This window comes from Actinospica acidithermotolerans (genome assembly GCF_018139625.1).
In the GTDB taxonomy this organism is placed as follows: Bacteria; Actinomycetota; Actinomycetes; order Streptomycetales; family Catenulisporaceae; genus Actinospica; species Actinospica acidithermotolerans.
In genome coordinates, this window is the sequence record NZ_JAGSOH010000041.1 from 32,189 (window position 1) to 53,290 (window position 21,102).

The following is a 21,102-nucleotide window of genomic DNA, read 5'->3' on the forward strand; positions in this document are numbered from 1 at the left end:
TCTAGAGGCCGCGGGCCAGCCGGTGGTACGCGGCGTTCCAGCGCAGCTCCTGGGCGAAGCGGCGCACGGTGGTGTCCGCGCCGATCGTCACGAGCTCGACGCCGAGCTGGTCGGCGAGGTCGGTCAGCACCTCGCGGTCGATCGCGCAGGACAGGACGGTGTGGTGCGGGGCCCCGGCCGTGAGCCAGGACTCGACGGAGGTGCGCCAGTCCGGGCGCGGGGCCCACACGGCGCGGGCGACCGGCAGGGCGGGCAGCGGCTCGGGCGGGTCGACCACGTCGATCTCGTTGGCGATGATCCGCAGCCGGTCGCCGAGGTCGGCCAGGCCGGCCACGATCGCCGGTCCGGGCGCGGCGTCGAACACCAGGCGCACCGGGTCCTCGCGGCCGCCGATGCCCAGCGGGTGGATCTCGCAGGACGGGGTGGCCGAGGCGATCGAGGGGCAGACCTCGAGCATGTGCGCGCCGAGGATCAGCTCCTTGCCGGGCTCCAGGTGGTAGGTGTAGTCCTCCATGAAGGAGGTCCCGCCGGCCCGGCCGGCGCCCGCGGTCTTCAGCGCTCGCAGCAGCAGCGCGGTCTTCCAGTCGCCCTCGCCGCCGAAGCCGTAGCCGTCGGCCATCAGGCGCTGCACGGCCAGGCCGGGCAGCTGCCGCAGGCCGCCGAGGTCCTCGAAGTTGGTGGTGAAGGCGCCGTAGCCGCCGGCGGTCAGGAACTGCCGCAGGCCGGCCTCGATCCGCGCCGCGTAGCGCAGCGAGCCGTGCCGCTCGCCGCCCCTCCGCAGTGACGCATCCACAGTATATACGTCTTCGTACTCGTTGACCAGTGCGTCGATCGCGGATTCCTCGGCGCCGTCGACGGCCTCGACGAGATCGTTGACGCCGTAGGTGTTGATGGAGGCGCCGAGCCGGATCTGCGCCTCGACCTTGTCGCCCTCGGTCACCGCCACGTCGCGCATGTTGTCGCCGAAGCGCACCAGCTTCAGGGTGCGCAGATCGGCCCTCGCCAGCGCCGCGCGCGCCCAGTCGTCGATGCGTGCGATGACCGCCGGGTCGGAGACGTGCCCGGCCACGGTCTTCCTGGCCACCCCGACGCGCACGTTGATGTGCGCGTACTCCCGGTCGCCGTGCGCGGCCTGGTTGAGGTTCATGAAGTCCATGTCGATGGTGGACCACGGCAGCGGCGCGTCGGCTTGGGTGTGCAGGTGCAGCAGCGGCTTGTCCAGGGCGCTCAGGCCCCCGATCCACATCTTCGCGGGGGAGAAGGTGTGCATCCAGGTGATCACGCCGGCCACCGAGTCGTCGGCCGAGGCGTCCGTCAGGGCCCGGCGGATCGAGTCCGCGGTCAGCAGCACCGGGCGCCACTCGATCCGCACCGGCAGGCCGGAGTCGGCCAGAGTCCCGGCGATCCGCTGGGACTGGTCGGCGACCTGGCGCAGCGTGTCCTCGCCGTAAAGGCCCTGGCTTCCCGTCAGAAACCAGACAGTCTTCTCAGACATCACTTGGCGCCCTTCTGGCCGTAGACGTTCGTGTACCGGTCGTGCAGCGAAGCGATGTCGGCGTCGTCGAGTCGAGTCACCGGGCCGAGCAGCCGGGCCAGGTGCACGGTGCGCGCCGCGTCCTCGACCATCACCGCGGCCTTGACCGCGGCCCGCGCGGAGGCGCCGATGGTGAACACTCCGTGGTTGCGCATCAGGACGGCGGGCGAGTTGCTCCCCTCCAGCGTCTCGACGATTCCCTCCCCGATGGCTTCGTCGCCGATCAGGGCGAAGGGCCCGACCGGGATGTCGCCGCCGAACTCGTCCGCGATCGCCGTCAGGCAGCACGGGATCGCCTCGGCGCGCGCGGCCCAGGAGGTCGCGTAGGGGGAGTGGGTGTGCACCACGCCGTTCACGTCCGGGCGGTGCCGGTAGACGTAGGCGTGCGAGCCGGTGTCGCTCGACGGCGCGTAGTCGCCTTCGACCCTGTTGCCGTACAGGTCGCACACGACCATCGAGGCGGGGGTCAGGTCCGCGTACTCCAGGCCGCTCGGCTTGATCACCATCAGGTCGGCGCCGGGCACCCGGGCCGAGACGTTGCCGGAGGTCCAGGCGACCAGCTCGGCCGCGGGCAGGTAGGCGTGCAGGGCGCAGACGTCGGCCTTGGCGGCCTCGACCGCGGCCCGCACGTCCGCGGATATCTCTGATGTCACAGTGCTCACTTCTGGGTTCCAGCCTTGATCTCGCGCAGCCGGTGCAGCACGTCGTTGCCGCCGCGGCCGAAGTGGTCGTGCAGGGTCAGGTACTCGGCGAACAGCAGGTCGTAGGCGGCGGCGCGGTCCGCATCCGGGGTGTAGGCGCTCGGGATCACGCTGCCCATCGCGTGCGCGGCGGCCGGCACGTCCGGGTACGCCCCGGCCGCCACCGCCGCGTGGATCGCCGCCCCCAGCGCGGGAGCCTGCGCCGAGCCGGCGATGCTGACCGGGCAGCGCAGCACGTCGGAGTACATCTGCATCAGGAAGCTGTTCTTGGTCAGCCCGCCCGCCGCGATGTACTCGACCACCTCGACCCCGCCCGCCTTCAGCGCCTCGACGATCACCCGGGTGCCGAAGGCGGTGGCCTCCAGCAGCGCCCGGTAGACCTCGTGCGGCTCGGTGGCCAGCGTCAGGCCGAGGATCACGCCGGAGAGCGCATGGTCGACGAGTACCGAGCGGTTGCCGGACTGCCAGTCGAGCGCGACCAGGCCGTGCTCGCCGGGCGCCTGCGCGGCGGCCCGCTCGGTGAGCAGCTCGTGCAGCGAGATGCCCCGCTCGATCGCGGCCGCGTGCAACTCCGGCCCGACGAAGCCGTTGACGAACCAGGCGAATATGTCGCCGACGCCGCTCTGCCCGGCCTCGTAGCCCCACAGACCGGCGATGATGCCGCCGTCCACGACGCCGCACATGCCGGCCACGTCCGCAGGCGCCCCGCCGCCGGGGCCGGACACGACGTGGCAGGTCGAGGTACCCATGATCGCGACCATCCGGCCCGGCTCGACCGCCTTGACCGCGGGAGCCGTCACGTGCGCGTCCACGTTGCCGACGCTGACCGCGATGCCCTCCGGCAGCCCGGTCCAGCCGGCCGCCTCCTTGGTCAGCCCGCCGGCCCGCTCGCCGAGCTGCGAGATCGGATACTCGAGCTTCGCGGTGAAGCCGGTGAACTCCGGGTTGAGCGCGGCCAGGTACTCGGCGCCCGGCCGCGCGCCGTCCTGCAGGATGCCCTTGTACCCGGCGGTGCAGGCGTTGCGCGACTCGGTGCCCGTCAGCTGCCAGGTGATCCAGTCCGTCGCCTCGATCCAGCGCTCGGCGCGGTGGTAGATCTCAGGGTCCTCCTCCAGCAACTGGAGGCCCTTCGCGTACTCCCACTCCGAGGAGATCTTGCCGCCGTAGCGCCCGATCCACGGCTCGCCCCGCTCGTGAGCCAGCGCATTGATCCGGTCGGCGTGCGACTGGGCCGCGTGGTGCTTCCACAGCTTCACATACGCGTGCGGCCGGTCGCGGAACTCGGGCAGCTCGCACAGCGGCGTGCCGTCCTTAAGGGTCGGCAGCACGGTGCACGCGGTGAAGTCCACGCCGATGCCCACGACCTCCTGCGCCGCGACGCCCGCGACCCGCAGCGCCTCCGGCACCGCGCGCCGCAGCACCTCCCGGTAGTCGTCAGGGTCCTGCAGCGCCCAGTCCGGCGGCAGCTTGGCGCCGGTGGCCGGCAGCGCCCGCTCGATGACCGCGCTGGCGTACTCGTGCACGGCGCTGCCCAGCTCGGCGCCGTCCGAGACGCGCACGACCAGGGCCCGACCGGAGAGCGTGCCGTAGTCCACGCCGATCACGTATTTATCAAGGTGTGGATTGTGAGCGTTAACAAAATCGGCGTCGGTGCTCATCGTCGAGTTCCCATCGGCATCGTTCGCGGAGGTGGATCGGGGATCGTGCGCTGTACGTGTGCTGAGTAGTGGTCGATCTGCTGCGGTTGAGAGCTAGACCTGCGGCGGGGCGGTGGAGGCGCGCACCACCAGGCTGGGGCCCACGGTCACCCGGGGCGCCTGGCGCGGGGCGGGCGCGCCCGCCGCCGCGTTGTCCACCAGGTCGATCACGGTGGCCAGGGCGCGCCGCCCGACCTCGTCGAAGTCCTGCCGGATGGTGGTCAGCGGCGGACCGAAGTACTCCGCCTCGGGGATGTCGTCGAAGCCGATGATGCTCAGCTCCTCCGGCACCTTCAGCCCCGCCTGCTGCACGGCGCGCAGCAGGCCGAGCGCGGTGTGGTCGTTGGCGCAGAACACGGCCGTGACCGGGTCCTGCCCGTCGCGGACCCGCCCGGCGATCTCCCGGCCGATCTCGAAGCCGCTGCGCGCGCTCCAGTCTCCGCCGTAGATCGGCTCCGGCACCGCGGCGCCGCGGGCCAGCAGGGTGCGCCGCCAGCCGGCCTCGCGCTCCTGCGCGTCCAGCCAGGAGCGCGGCCCGGCCACATGGTGCACGGTGCGGTGGCCCAGGTCGAGCAGGTAGTTCGTGGCCCGCTCGGCGCCCGCCTCGTTGTCGACGGCGACCGAGGACAGGGCGGCGTGAGTGCCGCAGCCGACGGCGACGAGCGGGATGTCGGAGCGCACCTGCGAGAGCGCGTTGACCGCGCTGTTCTGCGGGGCTATCACGATCATGCCCTCGACGGCCTGGTCGCGCAGCCGCTCGACGGCGTCCAGCACCGAGCGCCGGTCCAGCGCGGACAGGGCGGCGACCGCGACGAAGTAGTCGAGGTCCTTGGCCGCCTGCTCGATCCCGTAGAGCATCGAGGCCGGACCGTAGAGCGTCGTGTTGAAACTGATGACGCCGAGGGTACGGGTACGGCGGGTCACCAGGGCCCGGGCGGCCACGTTCGGCCGGTAGCCCAGTTCCCTGATGGCCGCGAGCACCCGCTCCCGGGTGGCCGGCTTCACATTGGGGTGGTCGTTGAGCACGCGAGAGACCGTCTGGTGCGAGACGCCGGCGGCCTGCGCGACGTCGGCCATGACGGGTGCCCGACCATTCCCAGTGGATTGCATGGGGAAATTGATAGCGCAAACATTTTGGCGGGTCAAGGCTTGAGGGGCCGCTCGGCGCGAAGCTCCGGTCACGCTTTGGAAACGTGGCGTCCGCGAGGCGCGACGGGCCCGCGAGCGGCCGGTTAGGTACCATTTGTGTCACTATGAGCAGCCCCGCGCAACCCAGGCCGCCGGCTCTCGTCTCGGTGCTGACCTGGACGGTCACCCTCACCGCGATCGTGCTGGGCACGGGAGTCGTGCTGGGCACCAATACCCGGCTCATCGGACTTTTCGTCTTCCTGCCGGCCATCATGGCGGGCTTCGCGACCGTGCGGCAGACGGTGTTCGTGGCGGCCTGGAGCCTGGGCGTCACGATCGCCGAACTGCTCTACTATCCGGACCCGCGCAGCCGCGACGCGCTGCTCTCGGTGGCCGTCGTGCTCCTGTTCGGCGTCGCCGCCGTGGTGCTGTGCCGGCAGCGGATCCGGCGCAACGAGCGGATGGCCAGGCTGCGCTTCACCGCGACCGCGATGCAGCGCGAGATCCTGCCCCCGCTGCCGCAGCACACCCCGGAGGTCGTGGTCGGCGGCGTGTACGAGCCCGTCGACGAGGACAAGCTGGTCGGCGGGGACGTGTACGACGTCGTGGCCAGCCCGTTCGGCACCCGGGTGCTGATCGGCGACGTGCAGGGAAAAGGTTTGCCGGCGATGGGCGCGGCCTTCGGCATCGTCGGGGCGTTCCGGGAGGCCGCGTACCGCGAACCGGAGCTGCTGGACGTCGTCGACGCGCTCGAATCGGCCCTCGCGCGGCACAACGCCTTCGCCGTCCAGGCCGGGCGCTCCGAGCGCTTCGCCACCGCGCTCGTGCTGCACATCGGGCCGGTAGGCCAGCCCAAGGCGCTCGCCGTCGACTGCGGCCACCTGCCGCCGATCCTGCTCGGCCGGCGCGGCGGGCCGGTGCCGGTCGAGCTCGCCTCCGTCGGCCTGCCGCTCGGGCTCGGCGACCTGCTCGACGCCCCGCGCGAGCTCAACGCCTTCGAGCTGCTGCCCGGCGAATGCCTGGTGCTCTACACCGACGGGCTGAGCGAATCGCGCTCGCGCAAGGGCGAGTTCTACCCGCCGGAGCGGGCCCTGTGGGCCGCGCGCGGCGTGCCGGCCGAGCGGGTCGCCGAGGCGCTGCGCCGGGACGCGCGGGCCTTCTCGCGCGGGCGCCAGCAGGACGACATCGCGATCCTCACGGTCCAGCGGCCCGCCGCGCATCCGCCCGCTCCGGCGGGCTGATTCGCTCGATCGGCCCACTCCGGCGGCGGCGGCGCGGCACCGCTACGTACGGTCTGAGCGTCGCCCCGCATCACCGAGAAGGAGTGAGCCCCGTGTCCATCTCGTCCTACGGCGGATTCGGCGGACAGGACCCGTTCGGCGAACTGCTCGGCCGCTTCTTCGGCATGTCGCCGGCGAGCTCGCCGCCGGCCGTGCAGCGGGTGCCCATCGGACGGCTGCTCACCGAGTCGGCGCGGGAGCTGCTGACCCAGGCCTCCGTGCGCGCGCAGGCGGACGGCAGCGCCGACCTGGACACCGAGCACCTGCTGTGGGCGGCGACGCGGATCGAGCCGACCCGCTCCGCGTTCTCCCGCGCGGGCGCGGATCCGGACCAGGTGGCGAAGGCGATCGAGGCGGCGCTGCCGGGGGAGAGCGAGGCGGCGTCCGCCGAGCCGGGCCTGACTCCGGCGGCCAAGCGCGTGCTGCTCGGCGCGCACGCCCGCTCGCAGGGCGAGGGCGCCTCGTACATCGGCGCCGAGCACATCCTCGCCGCCCTGCTCGACGACCCGGACTCCGGCGCCGGCCGCTTCCTGCGCGGCCAGCGGATCGAGGTCTCCGACCCCTCCGCCCCGCGCGGCCGGCGCCCCCGAGCCGATTCCGACACGCCCACGCTCGACCAGTACGGCCGCGACCTGACCGAGGAGGCCCGCGCGGGCAGGCTCGACCCGGTGGTCGGGCGCGCGGGGGAGATCGAGCAGACGATCGAGATCCTCTCCCGGCGCGGCAAGAACAACCCGGTGCTGATCGGCGAGCCCGGCGTCGGCAAGACCGCGATCGTCGAGGGGCTCGCGCAGCGGATCGTGGCCGGCGAGGTGCCGAAGACGCTGGAGGGCAAGCGCGTCGTCGCCCTCGACCTGCCCGGCCTGGTCGCCGGGGCGAAGTACCGCGGCGAGTTCGAGGAGCGGCTCAAGGGCGTGATCGAGGAGGTGCGCGGCGCCTCGGACTCCACGATCCTGTTCATCGACGAGCTGCACACGGTCGTCGGCGCGGGCTCCGGCGGCGAGGGCGCGATGGACGCGGGCAACATCCTCAAGCCCGCCCTCGCCCGCGGCGAGCTGCACGTCGTCGGCGCCACGACCATCGACGAGTACCGCCGCCACGTCGAGAAGGACGCCGCGCTGGAGCGCCGGTTCCAGCCGGTGATGATCCCCGAGCCGACGGTCGAGGAGACGATCCAGATCCTCGAGGGCCTCAGGGACTCCTACGAGGCCCACCACCAGGTCCGCTTCTCCGACGACGCGCTCGTGGCCGCCGCGGAGCTGTCCGACCGCTACGTCTCCGACCGCTTCCTGCCGGACAAGGCGATCGACCTCGTCGACCAGGCCGGCGCGCGGATCCGGCTGCGCTCGCTCGGCAAGTCCACCGACGTCGTCTCGCGCGAGGACGAGCTCGCCAGGCTGCGCCGCGAGAAGGACCAGGCCGTCGGCGCCGAGGACTACGAGAAGGCCAACGAGCTCAAGTCGGAGATCGACCGCGTCGAGGCCGAGCTGGCCGGAGTCGAGGAGCGCCGCGAGGGCGTGATGCAGGTGACGGCGAACGACATCGCCGAGATCGTCTCCCGGCGCACCGGCATCCCGGTCGCCCAGCTGACGGAGAGCGAGAAGCAGCGGCTGCTCGGCCTCGAGGACGCCCTGCACGAGCGGGTCGTCGGCCAGGACGAGGCCGTGGCCGCCGTCGCCGAGGCGGTGCGCCGCAACCGCGCCGGGATGGGCGACCCGAACCGCCCGGTCGGCTCGTTCCTCTTCCTCGGCCCGACCGGGGTCGGCAAGACCGAGCTCGCCAAGGCGCTCGCGCAGCTGCTGTTCGGCGACGAGGACCGGATGATCCGCTTCGACATGAGCGAGTTCCAGGAGAAGCACACCGTCTCCCGGCTCGTCGGCTCCCCGCCCGGGTACGTCGGCTACGAGGACGCCGCGCAGCTGACCGACAAGGTGCGCCGCCGTCCGTACAGCGTGCTGCTCTTCGACGAGATCGAGAAGGCGCACCCGGACGTGTTCAACACCCTGCTCCAGGTCCTCGACGACGGCCGGCTGACCGACGCGAAGGGCCGCACGGTCGACTTCCGGCACACGGTGGTCATCCTGACGAGCAACGTCGGCTCTCAGCTGATCCTCGCGCACCAGGGCCGCGCGGACGAGATCCGGGACCAGCTGATGGAGCAGCTGGCGAAGCGCTTCCTGCCGGAGTTCTTGAACCGGATCGACGAGATCGTGGTCTTCCACGCGCTCACCGAGCAGGACCTGAGCAGCATCATCGAGCTCCTGCTCGACCGGAGCCGGCGCCGTGTCAAGGCGCAGGGCATGGAACTGGAGGTGACCGACGAGGCCAAGCGCAGGCTCGTCGAGCTCGGGCACCGGCCGGAGTTCGGTGCGCGGCCGTTGCGCCGTACGCTGCAGACGGAGCTCGACAACCGGCTCGCCGTGCTGCTGCTCGACGGCACGGCCAAGCCGGGGGACACGATCGTCGCCGACGTGGGCGAGGACGGAAAGCTGACCGTGCGTCTCGCTGGAGGTGCGGAGAACGATGACTGAGACCAGTGACTACCAGTACGACGAGTACACCTACGACGATCCCGAGGACGACGGCGTCCTCGAGCCCGCGGACGACCTGTCCACCGACGACTACGAGGACGACCCGCTGGACACCGGCATCGAGCCGCCCGATCACTACGGCGCCTCGAACTGGTACGGCGTCACTGAGGCCGAGGCGCGCGCGGGCGAGAGCCTGGACCAACTCCTCGCCGAGGAGGAGCCGGAGATCGACGCCGACGCGCCGGACGTCGTCGACGACCGCTGGGCCGACGGCCCGGGTCCGCGCTCCGGGCGGCTGGTGTCGGACGGGCGGCTGATGGCGGAGGACGTCGGGACCGACGCGTACGCCGCCGGGGCCGAGGAGGCCGCCGTGCACCTGATGGACAACGGCGAGATCCGCTACCACTCGATGCACGAAGAGGACTGACGCCGACGGGGGCGCGCTCCGCGGAACGCGCCCCCGTCGTCAGTCGCACCCGCGCGATCAGACCGGCGGGGCCGGCGGCTGCTGGCCCTGCTCCTCGGGCTGCTGGTACGGCTGCTGCTCGTACTGCTGCTGGGCCGGCACCTGCTGGGCCGGCGCCGCGCCCTGCGTACGGGCCTTGAATCCCTCGCTGACCTGGGCGAAGGAGCCGCCCTGCCGGGTGAAGCCGAGGTAGCTCTGCGCGCCCGCGGCCAGCGCGAGAACCAGTGCGACGAAGTACGCCCAGGACGGGCCGCCGTAGCCGTCGGCCGACGGGTAGGTCAGGCCCTGGATCGCGAACAGCAGCACCGCGAACGCGGACAGCGCGAGCCCGATGAACGCCCGGTTGACGGCGCCGGCGAGCGTCGGGATGTCGAGCGCGACGCCGAAGGCCGGGAGCGCGAGGATCACCCCGTAGGCGAGCAGCAGCAGGACCGGGAACCAGTCGAGGAACCCGCTGGGGTCCGACCAGGCGTCGGCGCTCCAGCTGAGACCCAGGTAGCTGATCGAGTACCACGGCAGGAAACTGAAGACGAACAGCAGCAGGCCCACCGCCGAAATTACTTGCTCGGTCCGACCGAGTTTGCTCAGATCCATGTGTTGTGCCCTCCCAGAGAAGATCCGTTGCGACACGGAAAACAGCAGCCATATTCCCGCGGCTGCAGATTCCAGAACGATTCCCAGGGATTGTAGAGCCATGCGGTATGCCTGGGTAGCCGAACGGACCGACGGCCGCGGTCCCGCATCGTGACCAGGGAGATTCCACGTCTCGGGACGCTTTGATCACAGGGATATGATCAATACCGATACGCCGACTGCAGCAGCCCGTAGACGAATTCGGCCGCCACCGTGATCTTTTGACCGGACCCGTCGTCGATATCGTCGATCAGGGCCAGATCGCGCGTCGGCGCCGAGCCTTCGAGCTGCCGCAGCCGCCCGAACGCCACCGCGACGTCCCCGAGCACGCACGACCACGGCGTCAGGTCGCCGAGTCCGCGCAGCACAGGCCGAGCCGCGCCCGGGGCGCGCACCAGATGCTCCTTCAGCAGCATGTCGCCGGGCCCGATGAACGCTTCGAAGCGCAGGCCCGGCCACACCTCCTGCGGCAACTCCCACTGCTCGCAGCGGCACGGCGCGTCGCCCACCGTGCGCTCGACGACCTCCACCGGCCTGCCGAGAACGCTGTGCAGCTGCCCCAGCGGACCGCGCGAGTGCCTGCTGCGCAGCATCCGCTGCCAGGTGGCGTTCACCGCGCGCATCTCGGACACGTCGTACCCGAGGCGGGTGCGCGCGTCCTCGACGAGCTGCGGCTGGTAGTCGGCCATCCGGCGCAGCAGCACGAGCGGGAACTCCGCCGCGGTGACCGGAACCGAGGGGATCGTCATCGGTCCTGCTTACTATGCCTCCGGCAGCAGGTCCAGCGCGTCCTGCGTCGTGCCCGCTCGCCGATGCGCGGGAAGACCGGCTCGACGCCGTTCACGTGCCTGATCCGAACAGGTCGGCGGCCGGCCCGCTCCCGGCGGGCCGCCTGCTGCCGCCAGCGGGCCCGCTGGCGGCAGCAGGTGCACGACCGGCAGCCGGCCCGCTACCGCTTGATGCCGACCCCGCCGATCAAGCTGTACCGAGACACGTCCCCGTTCAGCGGATCCGACTCGAGCGCCCCCGGCTCCGGCCGCCAGTGAATCAGGTCGGTCAGCCCCGGCGGCAGCATCTCGTAGCCCTCGAGGATCCGGGCCAGCTCCGCCTTGCTCCGGAACACCCCCGGCTGCGTCGTGTTCGCGTAGACGTCCTCGACCTCGCCGACGGCCTTCGGCCGGTAGTCGTTGGTGCCGTGGCTCACGGCGAGGTAGGAGCCGGGGACCGTCCCCTCCCGGTACGCCGCGACGATTCCGGCCGGATCGTCGGCGTCCGGCACGAACGGCAGCACCGACACCAGCAGCACGCCGACCGGCCGCGACAGATCCAGGCCTCCCGCGCGCACCGCGTCCCGCAGCACCGCGTCCGGATCCCGCAGGTCCGCGTGCAGCACGCTCACCGACGGCGTCCCCGACAGCAGCGCCGACGCGTGCGCCACCGCCACCGGATCAGAATCCACATACACCGTCCGCGCCCCCGGCCGGGCGGCCGACGCCACCTCGTGCACGTTGCCCGCGGTGGGAATCCCCGACCCCAGGTCGAGGAACTGGTCGATTCCCAGCTCGCACAGCGCCGTCACGGCCCGGTACAGGAACGACCGATTCGCCCGTACCACGTGCGGCGCGTCCGGGAAGACCTTCATCGCCTGCTCGGCCAGCGCCCGATCGCAGGCGAAATTGTGCGAGCCACCGAGGAACCAGTCGTACATCCGCGCCACCGACGGCCGCTCGATGTCGATCTCATCCGGTGCCCACGCGGGTCGATGCTGCATCAGGCGACCTCCTTCGCACCGCCATTGATACCAGAGCGGAGTCACGCCCGGTACCGCAACCCGAGGCGAATTCCTCTCAGCCGACGCCGCCCGGAATCGGACCACCGGTCCCGCGGTCATGCGCGGGTTGACCGCTCCTTCCCTAGCGGCCGATCTTGTCGAGGGCGGCCAGGTCGTCTTCCGTGAGTGTGATCCCCGCGCCCGCGGCGTTCTCGCGGAGGTGCGCGCTGGACGCGGTGCCGGGGATGAGCAGGATGTTCGCCGAGCGATGCAGCAGCCATGCCAGGGCGACGGACATCGGCGTCGCGGCGAGGCGGGTGGCGACGGCCGAGAGTGCGTCGGATTGGAGGGGGGTGAAGCCGCCGAGGGGGAAGAAGGGCACGTATGCGATACCAGCCTCCGCGAGCTCGTCGATCATCGGATCGTCGTGACGGTAGGCGAGGTTGTACATGTTCTGCACGCACACGATCGGCGCGATGGACCTCGCCTCAGCGACCTGATCCGCCGTCGCGTTGCTGACGCCGAGGTGGCGGATCAGACCCTGCTGCGGTACTTGCCTACGCCTCGCCGGAGGCGAGGAAGCCGAGCGCCTCGCTCATGGTGACCGCGACGTCGCGGTCGGTGCTCTCGCCGGCGTCGATCTCGAAGCCGACCAGCTTCATCGAGTTGCGCACCACGATCTCGACGCGCGGCATGCGCCGCTTCATGAAGGCGGGCAGCACCTTCTCCACCGGCGCGTCGCCGGTGACCATCTCGGCGAGAACGGTGGCGTCCTCGGCGCACATCGCCGCACCCTGGGCGATCAGCGGCGGGCAGGCGTGCGCGGCGTCGCCGATGACGATGGCGCGGCCGCGGAACCACGGGTCCTCGACCAGCAGCCACTCGATCCGGGTGTGCACGACGTTCGACTCCGGGCCGATGGCCTCGCGCAGTTTGCCCCACTTGCCGGTGTAGCCCTCGGAGCGCTCGTACATCAACTCCCACGCGGGCCGTCCGCCCTCGCCTCCGCCGAAGTCGGCGATCGTGCCGTCCTCGTCAAGGACGTAGGCGTAGCAACTGTCTTTCGAGATCGGGGAGTAACCGGCCTTGTAACGCGGGCCCCCGTAGTAGACCTCGTGGGTCTCGGTGTCGGCGGGGCGCTCGGCCACGACGCGCCAGATGCTCATGCCGGTCGGCTGCGGCAGGGTGTCGATGCCGAGCATGCCGCGCATCTTCGACCGGATGCCGTCCGCGCCGACCACGAGGTCGTAGGTGCCGGTGGTGCCGTCGCTGAACTCGACGTAGGCGCGCTGCGCGTCCTGCGCGAGCGAGGTGGCCGTCAGGCCGAGGCGTACTTTCACGCCGGCCGCGTAGATCCGGTCGCACAGGATGCTCTGCAGGTCGGAGCGCAGCGCGCCCATCGTCGCCGGGAGCCGCTCGCCGCCGGTGCGCGGCGTCGGCACCTCGGCGATCACCGTGCCGTCCGCCTTGCACATCTTCAGCTTGTCGTAGGGCACGCCGCGGGCGAGCACGTCGTCGAGGATGCCGATCTTCTCGAAGGCGGCCAGCGCGTTGCCCTGCACGGTGATGCCGTGCCCGACGCCGTGCCAGACGGGGCTGATCTCGACCAGGTCCACCTGGACGCCGCGCTGGGCCAGGGCGAGCGACAGCACGCTGCCGGTGATGCCGCCGCCGACGACGAGAACCTTCTGCACGCCCACGGCATGCTCCTTTGCAAGTACGAAAAGCCGATTTCGAGATGAAGAATCAGGCCGGGGCGATCATGCCCGCGGACAGGTCGATGTCCGCGCCGCACAGGCCGGGCATGCGCAGCATGGCGAGGACGGCTGCCGCGACCTCGTCCTCCTCGACCAGGCGGCGCAGCGCGGCGCGGCTGACGAATGCCTCCTCGGCCTCGGCGTACGTGGTTCCGGTCGCCGCCGCCTCGAGGGTGAAGTTGCGCTCCATCCGCGGTCCCCGGCACGGGCCGGGGGAGAGGCTGTTCACGGCGACGCCCGCCGGGCCCACCTCGAACGCGAGCGTGCGGGTCAGGCCGAGCACGGCCATCTTCGAGGCCGTGTACGGGGTGCGCCGGGTCAGCGGGCGCTTGCCGCTGACGGACGCGACGTTGATCACGTCGCCGATGCCGCGCTCGGTCATCTGCGGCAGGAACGCCCGGCACATCAGATAGATGCTGCGCACGTTCGCCGAGAAGACCTCGTCCCACTCCTCCGGCTCGATGTCCGTCAGGGCCTTGACCGGGCCGCCGATGCCCGCGTTGTTCACCAGGATGCTGATCTCCTCGGCGCCCGCGTCCAGGCCGGCGCGCAGGGCGTCGACGGACGGCGGCGAGGAGACGTCGCAGACCTCGATCCGGGCCGACCCCGGGTCGGGGAAGAGCGCCGCGGTCTGTTGGAGCTTGGCCGCGGTGCGCCCGACGAGGATGACGCGGGCGCCGGCCCGGGCCAGGCCGAGGGCGATCGCTCGGCCCAGCCCGTTTCCGGCCCCGGTGACGAGGGCCGTGCGACCGGCTGCCTCGCCGCCCGGACCGGCGGTGTACCGTGCCGGGTCGTCGCCCGGCACGGTGACACCGTGACCGGCCCCGGTGACGGGGGCTGAGCGACCAGCCTGCTCGTCACCGGTCCCGCGACCCGGGGCGGGCTCAGCCATCGAGGGCCTCGCTGAGCCACTCGGGCCGGGTGCCGCGCACCTTCGCGGCCCGGACGTCCCCGGAGCGGGCGTGGCCCTCGAACAGCTCGACGCGCGCGGCGCGGCCGCACACCTCGCCGAGCCGCGCGCCGGACTCGGGCTCGCGCACCTCCTGGTACGTCACGGTCTTGAGGTACTTGCCGACCCACAGGCCGCCGGTGTAGCGGGCCGCACCCCGCGTCGGCAGCACGTGGTTGGTACCGATGACCTTGTCGCCGTAGGAGACGCAGGTGCCCTCGCCCAGGAACAGCGCACCGTAGTCGTGCATCTTGTCCAGGGCCTGGCGCGGGTTTTCCGTGAGCACCTCGACGTGTTCGGAAGCGAAGGAGTCCGCCACGTCGAAGGCCTCGTCGAGGTCGTCGACGACGATGATCTGGCCGTGGTCGCGCCAGGCCGGGCCCGCGTAGTCGCGGGTGCTCATGCCGGGCAGGATCTTCTCGATGTACTCGAGGGCCTTCTCGCCGATCTCGCGCGAAGTGGTGACCAGCACTGCCGGGGAGTCGGGGCCGTGCTCGGCCTGGGAGAGCAGGTCGACGGCGACGACCTCGGGGTCGGCGTGCTCGTCGGCGACGACCATGATCTCGGTGGGTCCGGCGAACAGGTCGATGCCGACCTCGCCGAACAGCTGCCGCTTGGCCTCGGCGACGTACGCGTTGCCCGGCCCGGCCAGCAGGTCGACCTTGCCGATGGTCTCGGTGCCCAGCGCCATCGCGGTGACGGCCTGCACGCCGCCGAGCAGGTAGATCTCGTCGGCGCCGGCGAGGTGCATCGCGGCGATGGTGGCCTTGGGGACCTCGCCGCGGATCGGCGGGGTGCAGGCGGCGACCCGGGCCACGCCGGCGACCTTCGCGGTGATGATCGTCATGTGCGCCGAAGCCGTGAGCGGGTACTTGCCGCCGGGCACGTACGCGCCCGCCGCGCTCACCGGCACGTGCTTATGGCCGAGGTAGACGCCCGGCAGGGTTTCGATCTCCACGTCGCGCATCGAGGCGAGCTGGGCCTCGGCGAACCGGCGCACCTGCGCCTGGACGAACTCAATGTCCTCGATGACCTGCTCGGGCACGTCGGCCACGATCGCGGCGATCTGCTCGTCGCTCAGCCGGAAGGAGTCGGGGGACCAGTTGTCGAACTTGGCCGAGTACTCGCGCACGGCCGCGTCGCCGTTCTCCCGGATGTCGGCGATCACCGACTCCACCACGGTACGGACCCCGGCGAGGTCCTTGGCGACCTGGGCTGCGGGGACGGCTTCCTTCAAGTACTGCTTGGCCATGGCTCCAGACCTCTTCAATCACTGATTCGGGTGGCCGGCGAAGACTCCGGCAGGGTCGTGCAGGGCGCGTAGCCGCTGCATTGCGGTCAACTGCTGATCGTGGAGGGCGGCGTCGGAGCGTTCCCCCGGTTCGCGCCATGGCCATGCCGTCAGGCCTTGACCACCCGGTGGATCAGCTCGATGAGATTTCCGTCCAGGTCGGTCACGTACGCCATGCGCACGCCCGGCTCTGGCGACTCGCGCGGGTCCCAGACCGGGACCGCGCCGTGGCTCAGCGCGTGCTCGTAGACCGACTCCAGGTCGGTGACCTCGAAGCACACGTGGTTGAAGCCGTGCACGGAGTTGGCGGACGGCGGGTCCGCCCGGTTGACGCCGGGCAGCGCGCCGTGCATCTCCAGCAATTCCACGCCGGCCCCGTCCGCGGCGAGCGCGAACGCGCCGCGCAGCCCGAGCGAGGGCACCTCGAAGCGGTGGCCCTCCGTGAGGTTCAGCGCCCGGCAGTACCAGTCCAGGGAGCGTTCGAGGTCGGGGACGCTGAGCCCGGCGTGATGCAGTCGCATTGCTGTGGTTCTCTCTCATGCGGGAAAGGTGGGTGGGGTGCTGCGGGCTAGACGCGGTCCCGCAGCCGGCGCTCGCGTCCGTAGAGCGCGACGACCAGCAGGATCAGGGCGCCGAACACGACGTTCGCCGCGGACGCGCTCAGATTGTTGACGGAGATCACGAAGTTCAGCGTGGTGACGATCAGCGCGCCGAGGCAGGTGCGCAGGTAGTCGCCGCGGCCGCCCATCATCGTGCCGCCGACGATGACCGCCGCCAGGCCCGGGAACAGGTAGCTGTTGCCGACGTTCGTGTCGCCGCCGGTGCTGAACCCGGCCAGCAGCACGCCGGCCAGTCCGGCCAGCAGCGCGCTCGCCGCGTAGGCCGCCGTCCACACGCGCCGGGTGCTCACGCCCGCGAGATCCGCGGATTTCGGGCCCGCGCCGGCCAGGTAGAGCCTGCGGCCGAGCGGGGTCTTGAGCAGCACGACGGTGATCGCCGCCGCCAGCAGGATCCAGAACGCCACGATCGGCGGGATCGGCAGGCCGAAGGTGTCCGAGGTCTGATTCGTAAAGGACTGCAGCCAGCCCGGGCCGGAACCGTTGAGCAGGCCGGTGTTCGAGCCGACCAGGACGCCGACCACGATCGAGCTCATCGCGAGGGTGATGACCAGCGGCTCGAGCTTGAACCTGTGGCACAGCCAGCCGGAGAAGCCGCCGCCGGCCACGCAGATCGCGGCCACCAGCAGCGCCACGGCGCCGAAGTTCCAGTGCTCGTTGCCGACCAGGTGCGTCACCAGCAGGTTGCCGGCCACGATGTAGGCGGCGATCGAGAAGTCGAGGCCGCCGACCAGGATGACGAGGGTCTGGCCGGCCGCCGCGATGCCCAGGAACGACGCCTGCAGCAGGATCGGGGCGAGCAGGTCGTTCCAGCTGTAGTCGCCGTCCGCGTTGCCCACGTAGAGCACGAGGGCCACCAGGATGACGATCTGCAGCAGCGGCAGGCGCCTCTGCAGCCCGGCGAGCCTTGCGATCGGGGACAGGCCGCGCTCCCGCGTCGGCGCGGGCGTCTGGGTGAGGGTGGTCATCGCGCGGCCTTCTTTCCGAGCGTCGCGGTGCGCGCCGCGAACAGGACCGCGGCGATGAGGGTCGCGCCGTAGACGGCCTGCGACCAGAACGAGGAGATGTGCAGGGCGCCGAGCAGGTTCTCGATCAGGAAGATCACCGCGGCGCCGAGCAGCGAGCCGAGCAGGCCGCCGCGTCCGCCGCCGAGCGAGGTGCCGCCGAGCGCTACGGCCGCGATGGCCATCAGGATGAACGGGGTGACGAAGCCGGTGTCGGCCTCGGCCTGGTGCAGCTGCGCGGTGATCGCGATGCCGGCCAGGCCGGCGATCGCGCCGCCGAGCGTGTAGCCCAGGGTGCGGATCAGCGGCACGTTCACGCCCGCCGTGTACGCGGTGATCTCGCTGCCGCCGACCGCGCACAGCGTCCGGACGAACGGCGTGCGGGCGAGCAGCGCCCAGGCGATCAGCGGGATCGCCAGCAGGATCAGGCCGCCGGGGATCCCGGCGACGGTCGATCCGAGCGACGTCAGCCAGCCGGAGGTGCCGCTGGCCGGGGAGGGCGCGTAGCCGAGCGCGAGGCCCGAGAGGATGAAGTTCATGCAGAGTGTCGCGACGACAGCCTGGTAGCGGCCGTAGTTGATCAGCACTCCGTTGAGGGCGCCGACCGCCGCTCCGACGAGCACCGCCACCGGGATGATGACCGCCGCGCTCGTGATGCTGTTGCCGAGCAGCATCACCTCGATGACCACGGAGACCATGACGAACAGCGGTGCGATCGAGATGTCGATGCCGCCGCCGCCGCCGAGGATCGCAGGGGTCGAAGCCATCGCGGCGAGTCCCGGCGTGGCCAGCTCGGCGAAGGTCAGGATCCAGGAGTGCCAGGCCAGGAAGCTGTGCTGCACGACGACGTTCGCGATCAGCAGTCCGACGGTGAGCACCGCCGGCACGACCCAGGTGTGCTCGGCGAGGAAGCGGACGACCGCGCCCCGGTCCGCCGCGGGCCGGGCCTGCGCCTCGGCCTCCGGCGTCTGCGCGCCCGCGGGGCCGAAGAACTCGGTGACCAGCGCGGAGCGGCTCAGGCTCGCCCGGTCCAGCTCCGCGGCCGGCTCGCCCTCGCGGAAGACCAGCACCCGGTCCATCAGCTCGAGGTGCTCGTCCACCTCGGTGGAGAGCATGACGATCGCCATCCCGGAGGCGGCGAGGTCGCGCAGCAGCGCGTACACGTCGTGCTTGGCGCCGATGTCGATGCCGCGGGTCGGGTCGTTGAGGAGCAGCACCTGCGGGTCGCCGGCCAGCGCCCGGGCGATGACGACCTTCTGCTGGTTGCCGCCGGACAGCGTGGTGATCGCGTCGCCGTCCCTGCCGAGCCGGATCTTCAGCCGCTCGCGGTACGCGTCGAACCGGGCCCGGGCGCGCGAGGTCGAGATCAGCCCGGCCCTGGCGTCCTGGCCCAGCGTCGAGGCGGTGAAGTTCTCCCGGATGCTCAGCGGCGGGAAGATCGACTCCTCGCGCCGGTCCCGCGCCACGTACCCGACCCGGGTGCCGGCGTCGGCGAGTTTCGACAGGGACCTGAGGTAGTGGTCCTGGCCCTGGCCCTCGAGGCCGGCCAGGCCGATGATCTCGCCGGCCCGCAGGTTCAGACCGTGGCCCTCGAGCACCACCGCGCCGGGCTCGGGGCGCTCGGCGGCCGCGGACTGGACCAGCGCTTCGCCGCCGGTCATCAGGTGCACCAGCGTGGCGATGTCCGCCTCGTGCTTCTCCAGCGTGCCGACGCTCTCGCCGGAACGCAGCACCGTGACGCGCTCGGCGATCTGCTCGACCTCGTCCATCCGGTGCGAGATGAACAGCACCGCCCCGCCGCGTGCGGTGAGCGCGCGGCAGGCGGCGAACAGTCTGTCCCGCGTGGCCACGTCCAACGCGGACGTGGCCTCGTCCAGGATCAGCACCTCGGGCTCGCGCAGCAGGGAGCGCGCGATCGCCACGGCCTGCCGCTCGCTCAGCGAGAGCGAGCCGGCCGGGGCGTCGAGGTCGGGGCAGGTGCCGAGCAGATCGGTCAGCACCCGCCCCGCGCGGGCCCGGCGCTCCTCGGGGCCCAGGCCCGCACCCCTGGCCCGGCGCAGCACGCCGTCCGTGCCGAGCCAGAGGTTGTCCAGCACGGACTGCTGGGCGACGCACTGCACTTCCTGGAAGACGGTGGCCACCCCCGAAGCGATCGCCTCGCGCGGGCCCCGCGGCGAGACGACGCTTCCGGCGAGCTCGATCCGCCCGGCGTCCGGCCGGTGCACCCCGGCCAGGATCTTCACCAGGGTGGATTTGCCCGAGCCGTTCTCGCCCATCAGGGCGTGCACCTCGCCGCCGCGCAGCTCGAGCGAGCAGCTGCGCAGCGCCTTGGTGGGGCCGAAGGACTTCGCGAGCCCGTCGACCGTCAGCAGCAGCGTCGTGGCGTTGGCCGTCGACGGCGCGGGTTCGGTGGGTGTCATCGTATCCATGTGCTCATTCGTTCCCGAGGTCCGTGGTCCGAGTCAGGGACTGTGCCGGGCTCAGCTGCCGGGGTTGCTCAGCAGCTCGTTCAGCTCGGCGGTCGGCAGCACGTTGAGGCTGCTCGGGCCGCCGGCGTTGCCGGTCGACGACGTGGTCGTGCCGGCGGTGTACCACTGGGCCACGTTCTCGTCGGTGACCAGCGGGGTGTTGAGCACGACGGCCGAGACCTTGATGCCCTCGCCCTTGAACAGCGCGTTGACCAGGGACAGGGCCGAGGTGGCGAGCTGCGGCGGGGTGGCGGTGATGCCGACGCCGTTGTACGAGCTCTTGTTCTGGTACCAGTACGCGAGCTGGCCGTCCTCCATCGAGTCGTTCGCGATGATCGGCACGGACTTGCCCGCCGCCTGGAAGCCCTCCATCACGCCGGTGGCGCCGGCGCCGGAGGTCATCGCCGCCGCGATCTTCTGCGGGTGCGTCTCCAGGTAGGTCTGCACAGCGCTCTTCGCGGTGGAGTCGGCGAACTGGTCGTAGATGGTGTCGTCCGTCGTGATGCCGGAGCACTCGGCGAACACGGCCTTGATGCCCGCGTAGGTGGCGGTGTCGATGCCGACGCCGGATATGCCGTGGACGTCGAGGACCTTGCCGGAACCGCCGATCTCCTTGGCGACGTACTGGGCCATCTCGGCGCCCTGCAGCCAGTCGTTCGCGCCGAGGCTGACCGTGTCGGCGGAGTCCACCGAGTTCAGCAGCGAGATCGACGGGATGCCCGCGCTCGCCGCGGTGGAGACGGCGGTGGTGAAGGCGGAGGAGGACAGCGGCTCGTAGACGATCATCGCGACCTTCTGCTCGACCATCTGGTTGAAGTCCGCGACCTGGTCGGTGACCTGGTCCGAGGAGGTCACCTCGTCCACGGTGTATCCGGCCGACTTGAGCATCCCGGCGAGGATGGACTCCAGCGCCAGCTGGTAGCCGTTGTTGGTCTCGGAGATCAGGAAGCCGACGGTCTTGTTCGTGCCGGACTTCGGCTTCCAGTCCGCGAAGGCGCTCTTGTAGACCGACACCGGGTAGCCGTTGTACAGGGCCCGGGTCGAGCTGGAGAGCGAGGACAGCACGCTGTCCGGGTCCTTCGGCGAGTCCGTCGGGATGGTCCCGCAGTTGCCGGAGGCTGACGAGCCCGACGCCGCGGCGGCCGTCTTCTTGGCGGAGCACGCCGACAGGCCGAGGCTCGCGGCCAGGGCGAGCGCCGTCAGACCGACGACCGGCCGTGGGAGGTTTCTCATGGTTAGTCTCCGTTGACTAGAGGAGGGGGCGGGAGGGCGGAT

17 protein-coding genes and 1 pseudogene are annotated in these 21,102 nt (G+C 71.4%); 3 read left to right on the top strand and 15 right to left on the bottom strand.

Features of this window, described 5'->3' with window-relative positions; genetic code table 11:
- Position 1 precedes the first annotated feature (1 nt).
- The 4 genes from araA to KDK95_RS15695 form a co-directional block, all read right to left on the bottom strand.
- Positions 2-1,495: an L-arabinose isomerase gene (araA, locus tag KDK95_RS15680; protein WP_212518904.1), complete on the bottom strand. Its 1,494-nt coding sequence runs from the start codon at positions 1,493-1,495 to the stop codon at positions 2-4.
- The gene (locus tag KDK95_RS15685) at positions 1,495-2,187 is read right to left on the bottom strand and encodes an L-ribulose-5-phosphate 4-epimerase (protein WP_307844383.1); all 693 of its coding nucleotides are present in this window, start codon (positions 2,185-2,187) and stop codon (positions 1,495-1,497) included. Before KDK95_RS15685 ends, araA begins: the two co-directional genes overlap by 1 nt.
- Positions 2,188-2,192: 5 nt before the next feature.
- Positions 2,193-3,893 carry a ribulokinase gene (gene araB / locus KDK95_RS15690; protein WP_212518905.1) on the bottom strand — a complete coding sequence of 567 codons (1,701 nt, stop codon included), beginning with the start codon at positions 3,891-3,893 and terminating at the stop codon, positions 2,193-2,195.
- Between the two features lie 93 nt (positions 3,894-3,986).
- Positions 3,987-5,042, bottom strand: a complete 1,056-nt coding sequence (locus KDK95_RS15695; RefSeq protein ID WP_212518906.1) for a LacI family DNA-binding transcriptional regulator — start codon at positions 5,040-5,042, stop codon at positions 3,987-3,989.
- A 143-nt stretch (positions 5,043-5,185) separates the two neighbouring features.
- Between KDK95_RS15695 and KDK95_RS15700 the strand changes: the two genes are divergently transcribed.
- From KDK95_RS15700 to KDK95_RS15710, 3 genes are all read left to right on the top strand, one after another.
- Complete coding sequence (locus KDK95_RS15700) at positions 5,186-6,301, top strand: PP2C family protein-serine/threonine phosphatase (protein WP_212518907.1); 1,116 nt, start codon at positions 5,186-5,188, stop codon at positions 6,299-6,301.
- Positions 6,302-6,393: 92 nt separating this feature from the next.
- Positions 6,394-8,871 carry an ATP-dependent Clp protease ATP-binding subunit gene (locus KDK95_RS15705; protein WP_307844386.1) on the top strand — a complete coding sequence of 826 codons (2,478 nt, stop codon included), beginning with the start codon at positions 6,394-6,396 and terminating at the stop codon, positions 8,869-8,871.
- Positions 8,864-9,298 carry a DUF5709 domain-containing protein gene (locus KDK95_RS15710; RefSeq protein ID WP_212518908.1) on the top strand — a complete coding sequence of 145 codons (435 nt, stop codon included), beginning with the start codon at positions 8,864-8,866 and terminating at the stop codon, positions 9,296-9,298. The genes KDK95_RS15705 and KDK95_RS15710 overlap by 8 nt, the downstream gene beginning before the upstream one ends.
- Positions 9,299-9,355: 57 nt before the next feature.
- Here the strand turns inward: KDK95_RS15710 and KDK95_RS15715 are convergent, their stop codons facing one another.
- The 11 genes and pseudogenes from KDK95_RS15715 to KDK95_RS15765 form a co-directional block, all read right to left on the bottom strand.
- A complete protein-coding gene (locus tag KDK95_RS15715; protein WP_212518909.1) occupies positions 9,356-9,931 on the bottom strand; it encodes a hypothetical protein in 576 nt (191 codons plus the stop codon).
- Positions 9,932-10,131: 200 nt separating this feature from the next.
- Entirely contained in the window at positions 10,132-10,719 is a 588-nt protein-coding gene (locus KDK95_RS15720; RefSeq protein ID WP_212518910.1) for a hypothetical protein, read from the bottom strand.
- A gap of 200 nt (positions 10,720-10,919) precedes the next feature.
- Positions 10,920-11,741, bottom strand: coding sequence for an SAM-dependent methyltransferase (locus KDK95_RS15725; protein ID WP_212518911.1), 822 nt, complete (start codon positions 11,739-11,741; stop codon positions 10,920-10,922).
- 142 nt (positions 11,742-11,883) lie between these two features.
- A pseudogene (locus KDK95_RS15730) lies at positions 11,884-12,297 on the bottom strand (aldo/keto reductase); the annotation flags it as partial.
- 1 nt (position 12,298) lies between these two features.
- Positions 12,299-13,441 (bottom strand): FAD-dependent monooxygenase, encoded by a 1,143-nt coding sequence (locus KDK95_RS15735; RefSeq protein WP_212518912.1) that lies wholly within the window; start codon positions 13,439-13,441, stop codon positions 12,299-12,301.
- A gap of 46 nt (positions 13,442-13,487) precedes the next feature.
- Positions 13,488-14,303 (bottom strand): SDR family NAD(P)-dependent oxidoreductase, encoded by an 816-nt coding sequence (locus KDK95_RS15740; RefSeq protein WP_212518913.1) that lies wholly within the window; start codon positions 14,301-14,303, stop codon positions 13,488-13,490.
- Positions 14,304-14,382: 79 nt separating this feature from the next.
- Complete coding sequence (gene hisD / locus KDK95_RS15745; protein WP_212518914.1) at positions 14,383-15,699, bottom strand: histidinol dehydrogenase; 1,317 nt, start codon at positions 15,697-15,699, stop codon at positions 14,383-14,385.
- A gap of 149 nt (positions 15,700-15,848) precedes the next feature.
- On the bottom strand, positions 15,849-16,259 hold the full coding sequence (locus KDK95_RS15750; protein ID WP_212518915.1) for a VOC family protein: 411 nt from the start codon (positions 16,257-16,259) through the stop codon (positions 15,849-15,851).
- A gap of 47 nt (positions 16,260-16,306) precedes the next feature.
- Entirely contained in the window at positions 16,307-17,323 is a 1,017-nt protein-coding gene (locus tag KDK95_RS15755) for an ABC transporter permease (RefSeq protein ID WP_212518916.1), read from the bottom strand.
- A complete protein-coding gene (locus KDK95_RS15760) occupies positions 17,320-19,788 on the bottom strand; it encodes an ATP-binding cassette domain-containing protein (protein ID WP_212518917.1) in 2,469 nt (822 codons plus the stop codon). The genes KDK95_RS15755 and KDK95_RS15760 overlap by 4 nt, the downstream gene beginning before the upstream one ends.
- A gap of 51 nt (positions 19,789-19,839) precedes the next feature.
- On the bottom strand, positions 19,840-21,060 hold the full coding sequence (locus KDK95_RS15765) for a substrate-binding domain-containing protein (RefSeq protein WP_212518918.1): 1,221 nt from the start codon (positions 21,058-21,060) through the stop codon (positions 19,840-19,842).
- Between the last annotated feature and the right edge of the window lie 42 nt (positions 21,061-21,102).

Coding starts and splice junctions, on each gene's coding strand:
- KDK95_RS15725 (WP_212518911.1), bottom strand. CDS start 11,741: ATGCAGCATCGACCCGCGTGGGCACCGGATGAGATCGACATCGAGCGG.
- araA (WP_212518904.1), bottom strand. CDS start 1,495: ATGTCTGAGAAGACTGTCTGGTTTCTGACGGGAAGCCAGGGCCTTTAC.
- hisD (WP_212518914.1), bottom strand. CDS start 15,699: ATGGCCAAGCAGTACTTGAAGGAAGCCGTCCCCGCAGCCCAGGTCGCC.
- KDK95_RS15700 (WP_212518907.1), top strand. CDS start 5,186: ATGAGCAGCCCCGCGCAACCCAGGCCGCCGGCTCTCGTCTCGGTGCTG.
- KDK95_RS15710 (WP_212518908.1), top strand. CDS start 8,864: ATGACTGAGACCAGTGACTACCAGTACGACGAGTACACCTACGACGAT.
- araB (WP_212518905.1), bottom strand. CDS start 3,893: ATGAGCACCGACGCCGATTTTGTTAACGCTCACAATCCACACCTTGAT.
- KDK95_RS15755 (WP_212518916.1), bottom strand. CDS start 17,323: ATGACCACCCTCACCCAGACGCCCGCGCCGACGCGGGAGCGCGGCCTG.
- KDK95_RS15695 (WP_212518906.1), bottom strand. CDS start 5,042: ATGCAATCCACTGGGAATGGTCGGGCACCCGTCATGGCCGACGTCGCG.
- KDK95_RS15720 (WP_212518910.1), bottom strand. CDS start 10,719: ATGACGATCCCCTCGGTTCCGGTCACCGCGGCGGAGTTCCCGCTCGTG.
- KDK95_RS15765 (WP_212518918.1), bottom strand. CDS start 21,060: ATGAGAAACCTCCCACGGCCGGTCGTCGGTCTGACGGCGCTCGCCCTG.
- KDK95_RS15715 (WP_212518909.1), bottom strand. CDS start 9,931: ATGGATCTGAGCAAACTCGGTCGGACCGAGCAAGTAATTTCGGCGGTG.
- KDK95_RS15760 (WP_212518917.1), bottom strand. CDS start 19,788: ATGGATACGATGACACCCACCGAACCCGCGCCGTCGACGGCCAACGCC.
- KDK95_RS15750 (WP_212518915.1), bottom strand. CDS start 16,259: ATGCGACTGCATCACGCCGGGCTCAGCGTCCCCGACCTCGAACGCTCC.